The sequence below is a fragment of the Pseudomonas sp. genome (assembly GCF_036404235.1).
Classification (GTDB): domain Bacteria; phylum Pseudomonadota; class Gammaproteobacteria; order Pseudomonadales; family Pseudomonadaceae; genus Aquipseudomonas.
In genome coordinates, this window is the sequence record NZ_DASWOT010000114.1 from 1 (window position 1) to 16,781 (window position 16,781).

The window sequence follows — 16,781 nt, forward strand, 5'->3', positions numbered from 1 at the left end:
ACCGCGATCTGGCCGGTGAAGTGGCGGCGGGGCGTTTCCGTGAGGATTTGTTCTATCGCCTGTCGGTATTTCCGTTGGCGTGGCAGTCGCTGCGTCAACGCCCCGCCGATATTCTGCCGCTGGCCGAGCGTTTGATCACCAAACACGTCAATAAAATGAAACATGCACCCGTGAGGTTGTCGGCTCAGGCGCAGGCCTGTCTGGTGGCATATGCCTGGCCGGGCAATGTGCGCGAATTGGATAACGCCATTCAACGCGCGTTGATCCTGCAACAGGGTGGCGTGATTCAGGCTGAAGATTTCTGCCTGACTGGCCCGATTACGTTCGCTTCGTTGGCCGGTGCGCCGACGCTTCAGGTGTCTGCTCTGGTGTCGACAACGGTCGGTGCGATGGACTCGGTAGCGGGCGAAGCGGCGGGCGCATTGGGAGAAGATCTGCGGCGTCGCGAAATTCAGATGATCATCGACACGCTGCGCGCCGAACGCGGTCGTCGCAAGGAGGCCGCGGAGCGTCTGGGTATAAGCCCGCGCACCCTGCGCTACAAGCTGGCGCAGATGCGCGACGCGGGTATGGACGTCGAGGGTTATCTGTTTGCTAGTTGACCTGGCAATCCCATCTGTAGGAGCGAACGTGTTCGCGGGGGACCTTTGCGTAAATCGCTTCGCCAACCCGTTGGCTCCTACAGATCTGGCGTGACGTTTGTAACCATATTCATACTTTCGGGTTAGTTGGCAATGTGCCTTCATGTGGCTGGCACTCTTGTTGCTACGACATGGATAACTGCTGAACCAGTGTCAAAAAATTGCGTGCCCTTCGAGAGAGACGTCCATGAGCCAAGGTGTTGAATTTAATCGCTTGATGTTGGACATGCGTTCCATGCAGATGGACGCGATGGCTATGCCCAAAGTCGCCCAGACGCCGGAGGTTGGCGCGAGCAGCTTTGCCGACATGCTTGGCATGGCCGTGAACAAGGTCAACGATACTCAGCAAGCCTCCAACCAATTGTCGAGCGCGTTCGAAATGGGCAAGAGCGGTGTGGATCTCACCGACGTGATGATCTCGTCGCAGAAAGCCAGCGTTTCGTTTCAGGCACTGACCCAGGTACGCAACAAGCTGGTTCAGGCGTACCAAGACATCATGCAAATGCCGGTTTGAGGACGATTTAAGTCATGGCTGAAGCCGTCGTCGATAACGTGCCTGCAAAAGTGGGTGCGACCGGGAGTAAGCCGCCGATGTTTGGTCTGGCCTTCCTGCAAAATCTTTCCGAGATGACCATGCTGCGTCAGGTCGGCCTGATGGTCGGCCTGGCCGCGAGCGTGGCGATTGGTTTTGCGGTCGTGCTTTGGTCGCAACAACCGGATTACAGGCCGCTTTATGGCAGCCTGTCCGGCATGGATACCAAGCAGATCATGGACACCCTGGCGCAGGCGGACATTCCATACACCGTCGAGCCAAACTCCGGCGCGTTACTGGTCAAGTCCGATGATCTGGCGCGTGCGCGGATCAAACTGGCCGGTGCTGGCATCGCGCAGAACGACGGTAACGTCGGCTTTGAAATCCTCGACAAAGACCAAGGTCTTGGCACCAGCCAGTTCATGGAGGCCACACGTTATCGTCGTGGTCTGGAAGGCGAATTGGCGCGCACCATCTCCAGCTTGAATAACGTCAAGGGTGCCCGCGTGCATCTGGCCATTCCAAAAAGCTCGGTGTTCGTACGTGATGAGCGCAAGCCCAGTGCGTCGATTCTGGTTGAGCTGTACGCCGGTCGTTCGCTGGAGCCAAGCCAGGTCTTGGCTATCGTCAATCTGGTCGCGACCAGTGTTCCGGAACTGAGCAAGTCTCAGGTCACCGTGGTCGATCAGAAAGGCAACCTGCTGTCGGACTTGGGTGAAAACACCGAGCTGAGCGTGGCCGGCAAGCAATTCGATTACACCCGGCGCATGGAAGGCATGCTGACCCAGCGTGTACAGAACATTCTGCAACCGGTGCTCGGCAACGACCGTTACAAGGCCGAAGTGTCGGCCGATGTGGATTTCAGCGCGGTCGAGTCCACCGCCGAAAGCTTCAACCCTGATCAGCCTGCACTGCGCAGCGAGCAATCGGTCAACGAGCAACGCTCCAGCAGCAGCGGTCCGCAAGGCGTTCCCGGTGCGCTGAGCAACCAGCCGCCAGGCCCGGCCACTGCGCCACAGAACGCAACGGCTGCTGCCGGTGCCGCAGGCGCCATCGCCCCAGGTCAACCGCTGCTCGATGCCAACGGTCAACAAATCATGGACCCGGCCACTGGTCAGCCGATGCTGGCACCGTACCCGGCCGACAAGCGTGTGCAGTCGACCAAGAACTTCGAGCTTGACCGCTCCATCAGCCATACCAAGCAGCAACAGGGCCGCATCAATCGCCTGTCTGTCGCAGTGGTTGTCGACGATCAGGTCAAGGTCAACCCGGCCAACGGTGAAACCACCACCGTGCCGTGGACCACCGATCAACTGGCGCGCTTCACCCGTCTGGTGCAGGACGCGGTGGGCTTCGACGCCAGTCGTGGCGACAGTGTGAGCGTGGTCAACGTACCGTTCTCCACGGATCGTGGCGAAGTGATTCCAGACATCGCGTTTTACTCACAACCCTGGTTCTGGGACATCGTCAAGCAGGCCATGGGTGTGATCTTCATCCTGGTGCTGGTCTTCGGTGTGCTGCGTCCGGTGTTGAACAACATCACCAGTCCGAAAAAGGCTGCCGATAGTGATGTTGAGCTCGGCGGTATGCTCGGCCTGGAAGGCGAGCTGGCTAACGATCGCGTGAGTCTGGGGGGGCCGCAAAGCATCTTGTTGCCGAGCCCGAGCGAGGGTTATGACGCGCAGTTGAATGCGATCAAGAGTCTGGTGGCAGAAGACCCGGCTCGTGTAGCTCAGGTCGTAAAAGAGTGGATCAACAACGATGAGTAATACTCGTGCTGCTGCGGTCAAGCTGACCCACGTTGATAAGGCTGCAATTCTACTGCTCACCCTGGGCGAAACCGACGCGGCGCAGGTGCTGCGGCACATGGGCCCCAAGGAAGTCCAGCGGGTCGGTGTGGCGATGGCGCAAATGCGCAACGTGCATCGCGAGCAGGTCGAACAGGTGATGAGCGAGTTCGTTGAAATTGTGGGCGACCAGACCGGCGTGGGTATTGGCTCGGACGGCTATATCCGCAAGATGCTCACCCAGGCATTGGGTGAAGACAAGGCCAACGGTCTGATCGATCGCATCCTGCTGGGTGGCAATACCAGTGGTCTGGACAGCCTGAAATGGATGGAACCGCGTGCGGTGGCCGACGTCATCCGTTACGAACACCCGCAGATTCAGGCCATCGTGGTCGCCTATCTGGACGCCGACCAGGCCGGTGAAGTGCTCAGTCATTTCGATCACAAGGTGCGCCTGGACATCATTCTGCGCGTGTCATCGTTGAACACCGTGCAACCGGCTGCACTGAAAGAACTGAACCAGATTCTCGAAAAGCAGTTCTCGGGCAACGCCAATACTTCGCGTACCACCCTGGGCGGTATCAAGCGTGCCGCCGACATCATGAACTTCCTCGATAGCTCCATGGAAGGTCAGCTCATGGATTCGATCCGCGAAGTGGACGAAGATCTCTCGGTGCAGATCGAAGACCTCATGTTCGTCTTCAACAACCTGTCCGATGTCGATGATCGGGGTATTCAGGCATTGCTGCGCGAAGTGTCTTCGGATGTGCTGGTGTTGGCGCTCAAGGGCTCCGACGAGGCGATCAAGGAAAAGATTTTCAAGAACATGTCCAAGCGTGCCGCCGAGTTGCTGCGCGACGACCTGGAAGCCAAAGGCCCGGTTCGCGTCAGCGATGTGGAAACCGCTCAGAAAGAAATCCTCACTATCGCGCGCCGTATGGCCGAGGCGGGGGAAATCGTTTTGGGCGGCAAGGGTGGCGAGGAAATGATCTAAAGATTGAAGGTGCAGTAGATGTTCAGCTCCGATAAAGAAACACCCAGTGAGCTCATCCGCGCCAAGGATGTGAGCGGTCTCGATGTCTGGTCGTTGCCCAGCTTCGATCCGCACATCGAAGTACCCGAGCCTGAGCCGGTGGTCGAAGAAGTACCCATCGAGAGTGAGGATGTGCCGCTGGATGAAGTCCAGCCCATGACTCTCGAAGAGTTGGAAAGCATCCGTCAGGATGCCTACAACGAAGGTTTCGCCATCGGTGAGAAAGAAGGGTTTCACAGCACGCAACTCAAGGTCCGTCAGGAAGCCGACGTCGCGCTGGCGGCCAGGCTTGAGAGCCTTGAACAGGTTATGAGCAACCTGCTTGAGCCTATTGCCGATCAGGACGCGAGTATCGAGAAATCGATGATTCAACTGGTCGAGCATATTGCCCGGCAGGTGATTCAACGCGAGCTAAAGACCGATTCCAGTCAGATAGGCAATGTCCTGCGCGATGCCCTGCGATTGTTGCCAATGGGTGCGAGCAACATGCGCATTCTGGTCAATCCGCAGGATTTCGCGCAGGTCAAAACCCTGCGCGAACGGCACGAAGAAAGCTGGCGTATTGTCGAGGACGATACGTTGCTGCCAGGGGGGTGCCGGGTTGAAACCGAACACAGCCGAATCGACGCCAGCATGGAAACGCGGATCAGCGTGGCCCTGGCAAAGATGTTCGATCAATTGCATGAGCAGGCCCTTCATCCTGCCGCCCCTGATGTCAGTGTCGACCTGGACACTGCGATAAAAAGCGCCGAAAAAGCCCTGAATCCGCAGGACGCGTCCGATGCGTCTTGAACGCACCAGTTTCGGCAAGCGCCTGAGCTTGTATGCCGATGCCATTACCTTGCCGGTGCAGCCCGTGGTTGAGGGTCGCCTGTTGCGCATGGTCGGCCTGACGCTCGAAGCCGAAGGTCTGCGCGCCGCCATGGGCAGCCGTTGCGTGGTAATCAACGACGACAGCCAACACCCGGTGGAAGTCGAAGCAGAAGTCATGGGTTTTTCCGGCGGCAAAGTATTCCTGATGCCGGTGGGCAGTGTGGCCGGTATTGCGCCGGGTGCGCGGGTGGTGCCGTTGCCTGACACCGGCCGTTTGCCCATGGGCATGACCATGCTGGGGCGGGTGCTCGATGGCGCCGGTCGTCCGCTGGATGGCAAGGGCGGCATGAAGGCCGAAGATTGGGTGCCGATGGACGGCCCCACGATCAACCCACTTAAACGTAACCCCATTAGTCAACCGCTTGACGTGGGCATCCGTTGCATCAACGGTTTGCTGACGGTCGGGCGTGGTCAGCGCCTGGGCCTGTTCGCCGGTACGGGTGTGGGCAAGAGTGTGTTGCTGGGCATGATGACCCGCTTTACCGAAGCCGACATCATCGTCGTCGGGCTGATCGGGGAGCGGGGTCGTGAGGTGAAGGAATTCATCGAACACATCCTCGGCGAAGAGGGCCTCAAGCGCTCAGTGGTGGTGGCCTCGCCAGCGGACGATGCGCCACTCATGCGTCTGCGCGCGGCGATGTACTGCACGCGGATCGCAGAATATTTTCGTGACAAGGGCAAGAACGTTCTGTTGCTGATGGATTCGCTCACTCGTTTTGCCCAGGCCCAGCGGGAAATCGCCCTGGCCATCGGCGAGCCGCCCGCGACCAAGGGTTATCCGCCGTCGGTGTTCGCCAAGCTGCCCAAGCTGGTGGAGCGCGCCGGTAATGCTGAAGCGGGCGGGGGCTCGATCACTGCGTTTTATACCGTGTTGTCCGAAGGCGACGACCAGCAGGACCCCATCGCCGATTCGGCGCGAGGCGTGCTAGACGGGCACATCGTGTTGTCCCGGCGCTTGGCGGAAGAGGGGCATTACCCGGCAATCGATATCGAAGCCTCCATCAGTCGGGTCATGCCGTCGGTGGTCGATCCGCAGCACATGGGGCAGGCGCAGCACTTCAAGCAGTTGTGGTCGCGTTACCAGCAAGCGCGCGACCTGATCAGTGTCGGTGCCTACGTGGCGGGCGGTGATCGCGAGACTGACATGGCCATCGCTTTGCAGCCGCAACTGGTGAAGTACCTGCGTCAGGGGCTCGACGACAACGAAAGCATGCAAGACAGCAGTGATCAGTTGGCCGGTATTTTCAATCCTGTAGCGAACGGCTGATAACCCATGGCTCAAAGTCGCGCAGCTCGTCTGGCTCCCGTTGTCGACATGGCAGAAAGCGCCGAGCGTGCGGCTGCGCAGCGCCTGGGGCATTTCCAGGGGCAGGTGCAACTGGCGCAAAACAAGCTCGATGAGCTGGAAAAGTTCCGGCTCGATTATCAGCAGCAGTGGATCGACAAGGGTGCTCACGGCGTGTCGGGCCAATGGCTGATGAATTACCAGAGTTTCCTCAATCAATTGGAAACAGCGGTCGGTCAGCAACGACAAAGTCTGGCCTGGCACCAGCAGAACCTGAGTAAGGCACGCGGCGTCTGGCAAAAAACCTATGCTCGCGTCGAGGGGCTGCGCAAGCTGGTGCAGCGCTACATTGACGAAGCCCGCACGCTGGAGGACAAACGTGAGCAAAAGCTGCTGGACGAACTGTCCCAACGCCTGCCCCGCCACGAGATGCTTTGAAACGAGCAGAGGGTGTCCGGCAGAGTGATCTCAAGCTTCATTTGCCGAACCTTCAAGCCACTGCTACAACTTTCAGCGTCTGACGCAAATTCATAAAAAGGATTCGCTTTATGTCAGTAACCTGCGAACGATCCTTGGACGGGCAGCAATTGACGATCAGGATTCGGGGGCGCTTTGATTTTTCGGCGCATCAGAGTTTTCGCAGCGCCTATGAAGACGTGGGCACTGCGCGCAGTTACGTTGTCGACCTTCAGGGCACCCACTACCTGGACAGTTCAGCACTGGGCATGTTGCTGCTGCTGCGCGACCATGCCGGTGGCGAGCGTGCCGATGTGCGTCTGATCAACTGCAGCCCCGACGTCCTCAAAATCCTTGCCATCTCCAATTTCTCCAAACTGTTTCGCATAGGCTGATCGGTGACCCTGCCCGAGCGGCTGTGCATTCTTATTGCTGACGACAACATCAGTGATCGCTTGCTGTTGTCGGCCATCGTTGCTCGACAGGGCCATGAGGTGCTGAGCGCCAGTAATGGTGTCGAGGCCGTCGAACTGTTCCAGACCCGTCGTCCGCAATTGGTGTTGATGGACGCTTTGATGCCGGTCATGGATGGTTTCGAAGCGGCGCGCCAGATCAAGCAACTGGCCGGTGAGTCGCTGGTGCCGATTATTTTCATGACCTCCCTGACCGAGGGCGAGGCGTTGGCGCGATGCCTGGATGCCGGTGGCGATGACTTCATTGCCAAGCCATACAGCCAGGTGGTCCTGGCGGCCAAGATCAATGCGATGAACAGCTTGCGACTGCTTCAGGACACCGTACTGCAGCAGCGCGATCTGATTGCCAGCCACCACCAATACCTGCTCAACGAACAGCGCGTGGCCAAGGCGGTATTCGATCAGGTCGCGCATTCAGGTTGTTTGAGCGCGCCAAATATTCGTTATCTACAGTCGCCGTATGCGTTGTTCAACGGTGACTTGCTGCTGGCGGCCTGGACGCCGACTGGCAACATGCACGTGTTGTTGGGTGATTTCACTGGGCATGGTCTACCGGCAGCGGTGGGTGCCATGCCGCTGGCTGAAGTCTTTTATGGTATGACCGCCAAGGGGTACGGGCTGCCGGAAACCCTGCGCGAGATGAACGCCAAGCTCAAACGCATCCTGCCAGTGGACATGTTTTGCTGCGCCACGCTGCTGTGTGTGAATTTCAATCAACAACTGGTCGAGGTGTGGAACGGCGGTCTGCCGGACGGTTATCTGCTGCACGGTGACGGGCGTGCGCAGACGCCGCTGGTTTCCGAGCATTTGCCGCTGGGTGTGCTCAGTGCTGCCCGTTTTGATGACAACACGCAGGTCCATCCTTTCGCCCATGGTGATCGGATCTTTCTGCTATCGGACGGCGTGGTAGACAGCAGCGACAGCGGCGGGAAGTTGTTTGGGGTAGAGCGTCTGCAGGATGTTTTCGTTGCCAACCGCCAGCCCGAGCGGTTGATCGAAGAAGTGCAGTGGGCCGTAACGCGCTTTCGGGGACAGGCGCGGGACGATGTCAGCATGGTCGAAGTAGCGTTCGTCGAACCCCAATTGCTTGGCCCGCAGTCAGTGATCTATTCGGACAGCGGCGCGTCGAGCCCGCTGGACTGGTCGGCCAGTTTCGAGTTTCGCGCCTGGACCCTCAAGCGCTTCAATCCGCTGCCTTATGTGTTGCAGTTGCTGCAGGAAGTCCACGGCTTGCGCCTGCAAAGCAGTGCGCTGCATATCGTGTTGTCCGAGCTCTACAGCAATGCGCTGGAGCACGGTGTATTAGGGCTTGATTCGTCCCTCAAGCGCGACGCGGAGGGTTTTGCGCTTTACTACCGTCAGCGCGGCGAGCGTCTGGACGGTCTTGAATCGGGTTTCATCCGCTTGCATCTGAACCTCGTACCGGAGGGGACGGGCGGACGCCTGACCATTCGGCTGGAGGACAGCGGCGCAGGCTTCGATCCTGAGCACGTGTTGTCGCGACCTCCGGCGGTTGACGAGTTGTCTGGCCGCGGCGTGTCCTTGATTCAGCGGCTGAGCGACCAGTGCAGGTGGTCGTCGGATGGTCGCACCGCGTGTGTAGAGTTTGCCTGGGAGGGTCTGGCATAATCCTGCGATTCTTGATCAAGGAGCGAACAAGTGTTGGTTATTCATCTGGACCACGGCGTGCTGGTGACATTGCGCGATGTCATGGAAGACGAATACCCGACATTGCTCGACGTATTCCTCAAAGATTGCGAAGAGCGAATCGACACGCTGCATCAGTTGTCGGGCGCCGGTGACGCGGGTTTGCCAAGCGCTGCGCAATCTTCGCCTGACCTCAACGCACTCAGCATGACGGCTCACAGTTTCAAGGGCAGCAGCAGCAACATGGGCGCCTTGCAGTTGGCTGAACTGTGTCGCCAGCTCGAAGAACTTGCCCGAATTCCCCCTCTAGCGAGCCTGTCTACGATTCGCGAACTGGTTGAAAAAATCGAAACCGAGAGTCACACCGTGCGACACCTGTTCGAGGTCGAACGTGAGCGGTTTGCTGCTCGCCATTGATCCTTGCAGCGGTGCGCCACCCGGTCATTCTCAAGATGGCCCGGCAATTGCTAGGTATCTGGGCAATCGTGCTCTTGCGGAGATCATCATGGCCCTTGCCACCAACCCATTACTTCAGGCTCTGACGGCGGCCAAAGCCCAGAAAGCCAGTGCCAGTAACGCGGCAAAGGCCCAGGACCCCGTCAAGAACAACGCTTCCACCTTCTCGGACGTCTACGCCAGACAGACCACTGCCAAGCCTGCCAGCGTCGATAACAGCCCGGCGAAGCCTTCAGCCGCCAAATCTCCGGCAGCCGACAACAAGCCTGCCGCCAGCGAAAAAGCTGCCGCTGACGACAAAACGGTTGCCGATAACGGCAATGCATTGCCTGACAAGGCGGTGACCGGCACCACAGATCAAGGTCAAGGTGCCGGTGGCAAGGATGCTGATAAGGATGACAGCGCCGACGATGCAACGGATTCGACACTGGCCGACGGCACTGTCGCTGATCCGGTGTTGGACCCGACGCTGCCCATCCTGGTCGTTCAGCCGCCGCCGCAACCTGTGGCGCCCAGTGATCCGCTCGCTCAACAACCTGTCGTTGATCCTGCGCTGCTCGCCAGTGCGCTGCCGCAAACAGTACCCGCGCCGTTGGTTGAGGCGACCACCGATGCGACCGATGATCCGACATTCGACCCTACCGCCGACCCGCTGGAGGGGTTGACTGCCGTGCAGGTCGCGCTGGAAAACAAAGCGGGGCAGAGCGCGCAGAACGGCAAAGCCATTGCCGACGCCAGCAAGACTGGCAAGGGCGACGCGGCGAACGCTGATCCAGCACAAACGCTTGCCACTCAGCTGGCGGCGCTGGGCGATCAGCCCGTAGATAAAAACAGCACAGAGGGGGGTGGCGACAAGGGCTTTAGTGGTTTGATCGCCGATGGCCTCAAAGACGTGAAGGCCGCGACCAGCGATACGCGTGTCGATAACTTCGCTGATCGCCTGGCTGCGCTGTCTCAAGCGGCTCAAGTCAAAAACACCGCAGTTGCACCGACCGCGCCTTTGCTCAATCAGCCGCTGGCGATGAACCAGAGCGGTTGGACTGAGGGCGTGGTCAACCGCGTGATGTACCTGTCGAGCATGAACCTCAAGCAGGCGGATATTCAGTTGGAGCCCGCCGAACTTGGGCGCTTGGATATTCGTGTCAATATGGCGGCGGACCAGCAGACGCAGATTACCTTCATGAGTGGCCACGTGGGTGTACGTGACGCGCTGGAAAACCAGATGTCGCGCTTGCGTGATTCGTTCGTCCAGCAGGGCCTTGGCCAGGTGGACGTCAACGTTTCCGATCAGTCGCGCGGTTGGCAGCAGCAGGCGCAACAGCAGCAGTCCGATGACAGCCAGCCTAGCAATGGCAGTGCTGGCACCGGGCGCGCAAGTGGCGTTGACGGCATTGCCGACGGTTCGCCAGTCGATTCAGCGGCTGGCGCGGCCAATCAGCCGTTGACCGTGGTTGGGTCGAGTGCGGTCGATTATTACGCCTGACTTCGTCAGGGAGCTGCGAGCTACACGTTTCAAGCTACAAGCCAGAACCAGAAGCCAGGGCGGCAAGTTGTGTGGGGCAGTGTGAATCCCCTCAGCAACTTGCCGCTTTTTTTGCGTGCAGCTTATGACTTCTAGCTTGTAGCGGCTCTTCTGGCACAACCCTTGCTCTTGCTCTGTCATGTATCAACGAACCCTCGAACAGTGACGGATTATTGGCATGGCGAAGACTGACGACGCAGTTGTAGATCCCGCAAAAAAAGGCAAGCTCAAGCTCATTATTATTGTGGTAGTGGCCTTGCTATTGGCGATCGGCATGTCCGTCGGTGCGACCTGGTTCATCATGCACAGGGCTGAAAGCAAGCCGGATGCCGCCGCCATTGCTGCCGCAGCCAATACCAAGAAAGAAGCGATCTTCGAGCCACTGACACCCCCCTTCGTGGTGAATTACAACGTTAACGGCCGTCAGCGCTATATGCAGGTCAGCATTACCCTGCTGGCGCGCGACCACGCGGACCTTGAAGCGTTAAAGGTCCATATGCCGGTCATCCGCAATAACCTGGTGATGATGTTCTCGGGCCAGCCCTTCGATACCATCGCGACGCCGGTGGGCATGGAAATGCTGCGCCAGAAGGCCACCGCCAGTGTCCAGGAAGTGGCTCAGAAAGAACTCGGCAAGACTGTTATCGATCAGTTGCTTTTCACTAACTTCGTATTGCAGTAGGACCACGACATGGCCGTGCAAGACCTGCTGTCCCAGGATGAAATCGACGCGCTGTTGCATGGCGTGGACGATGGTCTGGTACCGACCGAAAGTATCGCCGAGCCTGGCAGCGTCAAAAGTTATGACCTGACCAGTCAGGACCGGATCGTGCGTGGACGCATGCCGACCCTGGAAATGATCAACGAGCGTTTCGCCCGCTACACCCGCATCAGCATGTTCAACTTGCTGCGCCGTTCGGCGGACGTAGCAGTGGGCGGCGTGCAGGTGATGAAGTTTGGCGAATACGTGCATTCATTGTACGTACCCACCAGTCTCAACCTGGTCAAGATCAAACCGCTGCGTGGCACCGCGTTGTTCATCCTGGACGCCAAGCTGGTATTCAAGCTGGTGGATAACTTCTTCGGTGGCGACGGTCGTCACGCCAAGATCGAAGGCCGTGAGTTCACGCCCACCGAGTTGCGTGTGGTGCGCATGGTGCTGGATCAAGCGTTCATCGATCTGAAAGAGGCCTGGCAGGCAATCATGGAAGTCCACTTCGAGTACATCAACTCTGAAGTGAACCCGGCCATGGCTAACATTGTTGGCCCGAGCGAGGCGATTGTGGTCTCCACGTTTCACATCGAGCTTGATGGTGGCGGCGGCGATCTGCACGTGACCATGCCTTATTCGATGATCGAGCCGGTGCGCGAAATGCTCGATGCAGGGTTCCAGTCCGACCTGGACGATCAGGACGAACGCTGGGTCAACGCGCTCAAGCAGGACGTGCTCGACGTGTCCGTGCCCCTTAGTGCCACCGTTGCCCGCCGTCAACTCAAGTTGCGCGACATCCTGCACATGCAGCCAGGTGACGTGATTCCGGTGGAGCTGCCAGACGACATGGTAATGCGCGCCAATGGCGTGCCGACTTTCAAGGTCAAGCTGGGTTCGCACAAGGGCAATCTGGCCCTGCAAGTCATCGAACCGATAGAACGTCGCTGAGGTTTAATCCTCAGCGTCAGAATGTGCTGTGTAAACGAATCAATGCTCGCCGAGGACAACCATGGCTGATGAAAAAGAAGTGACTTCCGCAGACGACCAGGCGCTGGCCGATGAATGGGCTGCTGCGTTGGGTGAGTCTGGCGATGGTGGCCAGGATGATATCGACGCGTTGCTGGCAGCCGATGCCGAGCATTCGTCCTCCAACCGTCTGCCAATGGAAGAGTTTGGCGGCGTGCCCAAAAGCCACGCGGCTGTCACGCTCGACGGGCCGAACCTGGATGTGATTCTGGACATTCCGGTGTCGATCTCCATGGAAGTCGGCAGCACTGACATCAATATTCGTAACCTGTTGCAGCTCAACCAGGGGTCGGTGATCGAACTGGACAGACTGGCTGGCGAGCCTTTGGATGTGCTGGTTAACGGCACACTGATCGCTCACGGTGAAGTGGTGGTGGTGAACGAAAAGTTCGGCATTCGCCTGACCGACGTGATCAGCCCTAGCGAACGCATCAAGAAGCTGCGTTAAGTGAGTCGCTTCAAAAGGATGTTGTGGGCGTTGCCGGTGTTGGTCATGTCGCTCGGGGTCATGGCAACTGAGCCCGCAGCGGCAACGCCACCCACACCGGCAGCGGTGACGATGCCTGCTGTGTCCGGCGCCATGAGTAGTGGTATCGGCGGTCAGTTGTTGCAATTGGTGCTCGGGCTGATATTGGTGGTCGGCTTGATTTTCGTATTGGCCTGGCTGATGCGCCGGGTGCAACGCGCAGGTCCTGCTGGCAATCAGGTTATCGAACTGGTCGGCTCACGGGCGCTGGGTCCGCGTGATCGACTGGTGCTGGTGCAGGTTGGCAACGAGCAAATCTTGCTGGGCGTAACGCCTGGTCGCATTACCCCGCTGCACGTGATGAACCAGCCGGTTCAGGTGCCTGACACTCAAGGAGCAACGCCAGAGTTTGCCCGGCGGCTGCTGGAGGCGCTGGGCAACAAAGGGGCGGGCAACAAAGCCGTGGACAATAAGGCTCAGAAGGATAAGAACTGATGCGCATTGTTTTGACGCTGCTGCTGTTATTGGCAGCGCCGCTGGCGCTCGGCGCCGACCCGTTGTCGATCCCGGCGATCACCCTGGGCACAGGGGCCAATGGTCAGCAGGAATACTCGGTCAGCCTGCAAATCCTGTTGATCATGACAGCGCTGAGCTTTATTCCGGCGTTTGTCATGCTGATGACCAGCTTCACCCGGATCATCATTGTCTTCTCGATCCTGCGTCAGGCATTGGGCCTGCAACAGACGCCGTCCAACCAAATACTCACCGGCATGGCGCTGTTTCTGACGTTGTTCATCATGGCGCCGGTATTCGACCGCGTGAATCAGGACGCCTTGCAGCCATATCTGGCTGAGAAGCTCACCGCGCAAGACGCTGTGGCCAAGGCCGAGGTGCCGATCAAGGACTTCATGCTGGCCCAGACTCGCTCCAGCGATCTGGAGTTGTTCATGCGCCTGTCCAAACGCACCGACATCGCCAGCCCCGATCAGGCACCGCTGACGATTCTGGTGCCGGCCTTCGTGACGTCCGAGCTCAAGACGGCGTTTCAGATCGGTTTTATGATCTTCATTCCGTTTTTGATTATCGACCTGGTGGTTGCCAGTGTGCTGATGGCCATGGGCATGATGATGCTGTCACCGCTGATTATTTCCCTGCCGTTCAAAATCATGTTGTTCGTGCTGGTGGATGGCTGGGCGCTGATTATCGGCACGTTGGCCGGCAGTTTCGGTGGCGTATGAGCCTGTTTGACGAGGAGTGCCCGGCATGACCCCGGAAGTTGCGATCGACCTGTTTCGCGATGCGTTGTGGCTGACCACCACCATGGTGGCGATCCTTGTGGTGCCGAGTCTGATCGTTGGCCTGTTGGTGTCGATGTTTCAGGCTGCAACGCAGATAAACGAACAAACCCTGAGCTTTTTGCCGCGCCTGCTGGTGATGCTCATCACCCTGATCGTGGTTGGCCCTTGGCTGATTCGTACGTTCATGGAATACATCACCAATTTGTACACCAGCATTCCGCAAGTGATCGGCTGACCCGCGATGGAGCCTGTGCTGGCGCTGACCGACACGCAGATCAGCACGTGGGTGGCGACGTTCATGCTGCCGATGTTTCGCATCGCCGCACTGTTGATGACCATGCCGGTCATCGGCACGACGCTGGTCCCGGCCCGAGTGCGCCTGTATCTGGCGCTGGCGATCACAGTGGTGGTGACGCCAGCCTTGCCCGCCATGCCGCAGGTTCATGCGCTGGACATCAGTGCGCTGCTGTTGATCGCCCAGCAAATCATCATCGGCGCCGCCATGGGCCTGTCGCTGCAATTGTTTTTTCAAGCGTTCGTGATTGCCGGGCAAATTGTCGGTATCCAGATGGGCATGGGCTTTGCGTCTATGGTCGACCCGGTCAACGGCGTGTCGGTGGCAGTGATCGGGCAGTTCTTCACCATGTTGGTGACGTTGCTGTTCCTGGCCATGAATGGTCACCTGGTGGTGTTTGAGGTCTTGATAGAAAGTTTTACTACCTTGCCGGTGGGCGACGGTTTGATCGTCGCTAATTTCTGGGAGTTGGTATTGCGCTTGGGCTGGGTGCTGGGCGCATCTCTGGTGTTGGTGTTGCCAGCGGTCACGGCGCTGCTGGTGGTCAATATCGCCATGGGCGTGATGACCCGCGCAGCGCCGCAACTGAATATTTTCTCGATTGGGTTTCCGCTGACACTGGTGCTGGGGATGGGGATTTTGTGGGTCACCCTCGGCGACATTCTCAACCAGTACCAACCGCTGGCGGTCGACGCTTTGCAGTGGTTACGCGAAATGGTCAGGGCACGCTGATATGGCCGAGAACGAGAACGGTCAGGACAAAACAGAAGACCCCACGGACAAACGCAAGAAGGACTCCCGGGAGAAGGGCGAGATTGCCCGCTCCAAGGAGCTCAACACTGTGGCGATCATGATTGTCGGGGCTGCCGGTCTCCTGGTCTTCGGCGGTTCGATGGCCGAGATGATGATGCAGTTGATGCGCGACAACTTCTCCATCTCCCGCGACGCGCTGATGGACGAGCGCTCCATGAGCCTGATGCTCATGACCTCCGGTAAAGCTGCGCTGTTGTCGATACAGCCGTTGCTGGTGGCGCTTATGCTGGCGTCGATCATCGGCCCGATCTCCCTGGGGGGCTGGTTGTTCGCTGCGGGTTCCCTGGCGCCCAAGTTCAGCCGCATGAATCCTGCGGCAGGGCTCAAGCGGATGTTCTCCGTCAAGGCACTGGTCGAACTGCTGAAATCGTTTGCGAAGTTTTTCATCGTGTTGTTGGTGGCTATCGCGGTGCTGTCCAAGGACAAGGCCGACCTGCTCGCCATCGCTCACGAGCCGCTGGAAATGGCAGTGATTCACAGCCTGCAACTGGTGGGTTGGAGCACCCTGTGGATGGCCTTCGGGTTGGTCATCATTGCAGCGGTCGATGTGCCGGTGCAGTTGTGGGAAGCCCACAAAAAGCTGCTGATGACCAAACAGGAAGTGCGCGACGAACACAAGGACAGCGAAGGGCGGCCTGAGATCAAGCAACGGATTCGTCAGCTACAGCGCGAGATGTCGCAGCGGCGGATGATGTCGGCCATTCCTGATGCCGATGTCATCATTACCAACCCAACCCACTATGCCGTTGCGCTCAAATACGACTCAGAGAAGGGCGGGGCGCCGGTACTGCTGGCCAAGGGCAGTGATTTCATCGCGTTGAAAATTCGCGAAATCGGCGCGCAACACGGCATTTTGTTGCTGGAGTCCCCGGCCTTGGCTCGGTCGATCTACTACAGCACTGAGCTGGAACAGGAAATCCCCGCCGGCCTGTACCTGGCGGTGGCGCAGGTGCTGGCGTACGTCTACCAGATTCGCCAATACCACTCCGGCCGTGGCAAACGGCCAAATCCACTGGGCGACGATTTGCCTATTCCGCCGGATTTACGGCGTGATTCCTGAGGCTGATCGGCCACTCTATCTGCGCTATGCAGGGTGCTGTCGCAGGCGCAGTTCGCGATTGTGGTCTGTCATGCGCCGTCTACGTTACGAATCCGTTGTTCTCGCGAGTTTTGTTACCTCCACACGCTCGGGCGACAACAGGCATGTGCATTTCGCTCACCCGCTGACTCAATGGTTTATTCCGCCATTTTTGCAGGGGTCATCGCACTCCGTGCCGCAGGCGGAAGTAATACAGCAATACCATGGCGGCTACTATTATTAACGTTGAATAGCAGTTGAGTTTGACCCCGAATCGCAACGCAGGTGGCACTTTTTGAATTTTCCACGGCGCAATCACTTCCTGTTTTTTATACATGGCAGGTGTCATGATCATGTACATAACTAAAATTTCCCGCATTCTTCTGCC

Annotated in this window: 20 protein-coding genes; 19 read left to right on the plus strand and 1 reads right to left on the minus strand. The window is 58.5% G+C overall.

From position 1 onward, the window contains the following. The 19 genes from VGC62_RS14185 to flhB form a co-directional block, all read left to right on the plus strand. Positions 1-602: helix-turn-helix domain-containing protein (locus tag VGC62_RS14185; protein ID WP_331187716.1), on the plus strand; the 602-nt coding region annotated here is incomplete at its 5' end. Positions 603-828: 226 nt separating this feature from the next. Further along, entirely contained in the window at positions 829-1,155 is a 327-nt protein-coding gene (gene fliE, locus VGC62_RS14190; protein WP_331187717.1) for a flagellar hook-basal body complex protein FliE, read from the plus strand. A 14-nt stretch (positions 1,156-1,169) separates the two neighbouring features. After that, a complete protein-coding gene (gene fliF, locus VGC62_RS14195; protein WP_331187718.1) occupies positions 1,170-2,942 on the plus strand; it encodes a flagellar basal-body MS-ring/collar protein FliF in 1,773 nt (590 codons plus the stop codon). Continuing rightward, positions 2,935-3,954 carry a flagellar motor switch protein FliG gene (fliG, locus tag VGC62_RS14200; protein ID WP_331187719.1) on the plus strand — a complete coding sequence of 340 codons (1,020 nt, stop codon included), beginning with the start codon at positions 2,935-2,937 and terminating at the stop codon, positions 3,952-3,954. The genes fliF and fliG overlap by 8 nt, the downstream gene beginning before the upstream one ends. An 18-nt stretch (positions 3,955-3,972) precedes the next feature. Continuing rightward, positions 3,973-4,785 (plus strand): flagellar assembly protein FliH, encoded by an 813-nt coding sequence (fliH, locus tag VGC62_RS14205; RefSeq protein WP_331187720.1) that lies wholly within the window; start codon positions 3,973-3,975, stop codon positions 4,783-4,785. Beyond that, positions 4,775-6,133 carry a flagellar protein export ATPase FliI gene (gene fliI / locus VGC62_RS14210; RefSeq protein ID WP_331187721.1) on the plus strand — a complete coding sequence of 453 codons (1,359 nt, stop codon included), beginning with the start codon at positions 4,775-4,777 and terminating at the stop codon, positions 6,131-6,133. The genes fliH and fliI overlap by 11 nt, the downstream gene beginning before the upstream one ends. 6 nt (positions 6,134-6,139) lie before the next feature. Next, the gene (gene fliJ, locus VGC62_RS14215) at positions 6,140-6,589 is read left to right on the plus strand and encodes a flagellar export protein FliJ (RefSeq protein ID WP_331187722.1); all 450 of its coding nucleotides are present in this window, start codon (positions 6,140-6,142) and stop codon (positions 6,587-6,589) included. 110 nt (positions 6,590-6,699) lie between these two features. Further along, positions 6,700-7,002 (plus strand): STAS domain-containing protein, encoded by a 303-nt coding sequence (locus VGC62_RS14220; RefSeq protein WP_331187723.1) that lies wholly within the window; start codon positions 6,700-6,702, stop codon positions 7,000-7,002. A gap of 3 nt (positions 7,003-7,005) precedes the next feature. Beyond that, complete coding sequence (locus VGC62_RS14225; RefSeq protein WP_331187724.1) at positions 7,006-8,709, plus strand: fused response regulator/phosphatase; 1,704 nt, start codon at positions 7,006-7,008, stop codon at positions 8,707-8,709. Between the two features lie 33 nt (positions 8,710-8,742). Beyond that, positions 8,743-9,144: an Hpt domain-containing protein gene (locus VGC62_RS14230; protein WP_331187734.1), complete on the plus strand. Its 402-nt coding sequence runs from the start codon at positions 8,743-8,745 to the stop codon at positions 9,142-9,144. A gap of 88 nt (positions 9,145-9,232) precedes the next feature. Further along, the gene (locus tag VGC62_RS14235) at positions 9,233-10,666 is read left to right on the plus strand and encodes a flagellar hook-length control protein FliK (RefSeq protein WP_331187725.1); all 1,434 of its coding nucleotides are present in this window, start codon (positions 9,233-9,235) and stop codon (positions 10,664-10,666) included. A 217-nt stretch (positions 10,667-10,883) separates the two neighbouring features. Further along, positions 10,884-11,387, plus strand: coding sequence for a flagellar basal body-associated protein FliL (fliL, locus tag VGC62_RS14240; RefSeq protein WP_331187726.1), 504 nt, complete (start codon positions 10,884-10,886; stop codon positions 11,385-11,387). A 9-nt stretch (positions 11,388-11,396) separates the two neighbouring features. Continuing rightward, on the plus strand, positions 11,397-12,365 hold the full coding sequence (fliM, locus tag VGC62_RS14245; protein WP_331187727.1) for a flagellar motor switch protein FliM: 969 nt from the start codon (positions 11,397-11,399) through the stop codon (positions 12,363-12,365). 61 nt (positions 12,366-12,426) lie between these two features. Further along, positions 12,427-12,891: a flagellar motor switch protein FliN gene (gene fliN, locus VGC62_RS14250; protein ID WP_331187728.1), complete on the plus strand. Its 465-nt coding sequence runs from the start codon at positions 12,427-12,429 to the stop codon at positions 12,889-12,891. A 45-nt stretch (positions 12,892-12,936) separates the two neighbouring features. Then, on the plus strand, positions 12,937-13,404 hold the full coding sequence (gene fliO / locus VGC62_RS14255; RefSeq protein WP_414705801.1) for a flagellar biosynthetic protein FliO: 468 nt from the start codon (positions 12,937-12,939) through the stop codon (positions 13,402-13,404). Next, complete coding sequence (gene fliP, locus VGC62_RS14260; protein WP_331187729.1) at positions 13,404-14,147, plus strand: flagellar type III secretion system pore protein FliP; 744 nt, start codon at positions 13,404-13,406, stop codon at positions 14,145-14,147. The genes fliO and fliP overlap by 1 nt, the downstream gene beginning before the upstream one ends. A 25-nt stretch (positions 14,148-14,172) precedes the next feature. Next, complete coding sequence (gene fliQ, locus VGC62_RS14265) at positions 14,173-14,442, plus strand: flagellar biosynthesis protein FliQ (RefSeq protein ID WP_331187730.1); 270 nt, start codon at positions 14,173-14,175, stop codon at positions 14,440-14,442. Positions 14,443-14,448: 6 nt separating this feature from the next. Beyond that, a complete protein-coding gene (gene fliR, locus VGC62_RS14270; protein WP_331187731.1) occupies positions 14,449-15,234 on the plus strand; it encodes a flagellar biosynthetic protein FliR in 786 nt (261 codons plus the stop codon). A 1-nt stretch (position 15,235) separates the two neighbouring features. Further along, the gene (flhB, locus tag VGC62_RS14275) at positions 15,236-16,375 is read left to right on the plus strand and encodes a flagellar biosynthesis protein FlhB (protein WP_331187732.1); all 1,140 of its coding nucleotides are present in this window, start codon (positions 15,236-15,238) and stop codon (positions 16,373-16,375) included. Between the two features lie 199 nt (positions 16,376-16,574). On the opposite strand, the gene VGC62_RS14280 is transcribed toward flhB, so the two are convergent. Beyond that, positions 16,575-16,781: hypothetical protein (locus VGC62_RS14280; protein WP_331187733.1), on the minus strand; the 207-nt coding region annotated here is incomplete at its 5' end.

What these genes read in the sequence shown, in the direction of transcription:
- fliO (WP_414705801.1), top strand. Translation starts at nt 12,937, where the DNA reads ATGTCGCTCGGGGTCATGGCAACTGAGCCCGCAGCGGCAACGCCACCC.
- VGC62_RS14220 (WP_331187723.1), top strand. Translation starts at nt 6,700, where the DNA reads ATGTCAGTAACCTGCGAACGATCCTTGGACGGGCAGCAATTGACGATC.
- fliQ (WP_331187730.1), top strand. Translation starts at nt 14,173, where the DNA reads ATGACCCCGGAAGTTGCGATCGACCTGTTTCGCGATGCGTTGTGGCTG.
- fliH (WP_331187720.1), top strand. Translation starts at nt 3,973, where the DNA reads ATGTTCAGCTCCGATAAAGAAACACCCAGTGAGCTCATCCGCGCCAAG.
- fliN (WP_331187728.1), top strand. Translation starts at nt 12,427, where the DNA reads ATGGCTGATGAAAAAGAAGTGACTTCCGCAGACGACCAGGCGCTGGCC.
- fliL (WP_331187726.1), top strand. Translation starts at nt 10,884, where the DNA reads ATGGCGAAGACTGACGACGCAGTTGTAGATCCCGCAAAAAAAGGCAAG.
- fliE (WP_331187717.1), top strand. Translation starts at nt 829, where the DNA reads ATGAGCCAAGGTGTTGAATTTAATCGCTTGATGTTGGACATGCGTTCC.
- flhB (WP_331187732.1), top strand. Translation starts at nt 15,236, where the DNA reads ATGGCCGAGAACGAGAACGGTCAGGACAAAACAGAAGACCCCACGGAC.
- fliJ (WP_331187722.1), top strand. Translation starts at nt 6,140, where the DNA reads ATGGCTCAAAGTCGCGCAGCTCGTCTGGCTCCCGTTGTCGACATGGCA.
- fliM (WP_331187727.1), top strand. Translation starts at nt 11,397, where the DNA reads ATGGCCGTGCAAGACCTGCTGTCCCAGGATGAAATCGACGCGCTGTTG.
- fliR (WP_331187731.1), top strand. Translation starts at nt 14,449, where the DNA reads ATGGAGCCTGTGCTGGCGCTGACCGACACGCAGATCAGCACGTGGGTG.
- VGC62_RS14235 (WP_331187725.1), top strand. Translation starts at nt 9,233, where the DNA reads ATGGCCCTTGCCACCAACCCATTACTTCAGGCTCTGACGGCGGCCAAA.
- fliG (WP_331187719.1), top strand. Translation starts at nt 2,935, where the DNA reads ATGAGTAATACTCGTGCTGCTGCGGTCAAGCTGACCCACGTTGATAAG.
- fliF (WP_331187718.1), top strand. Translation starts at nt 1,170, where the DNA reads ATGGCTGAAGCCGTCGTCGATAACGTGCCTGCAAAAGTGGGTGCGACC.
- fliI (WP_331187721.1), top strand. Translation starts at nt 4,775, where the DNA reads ATGCGTCTTGAACGCACCAGTTTCGGCAAGCGCCTGAGCTTGTATGCC.
- fliP (WP_331187729.1), top strand. Translation starts at nt 13,404, where the DNA reads ATGCGCATTGTTTTGACGCTGCTGCTGTTATTGGCAGCGCCGCTGGCG.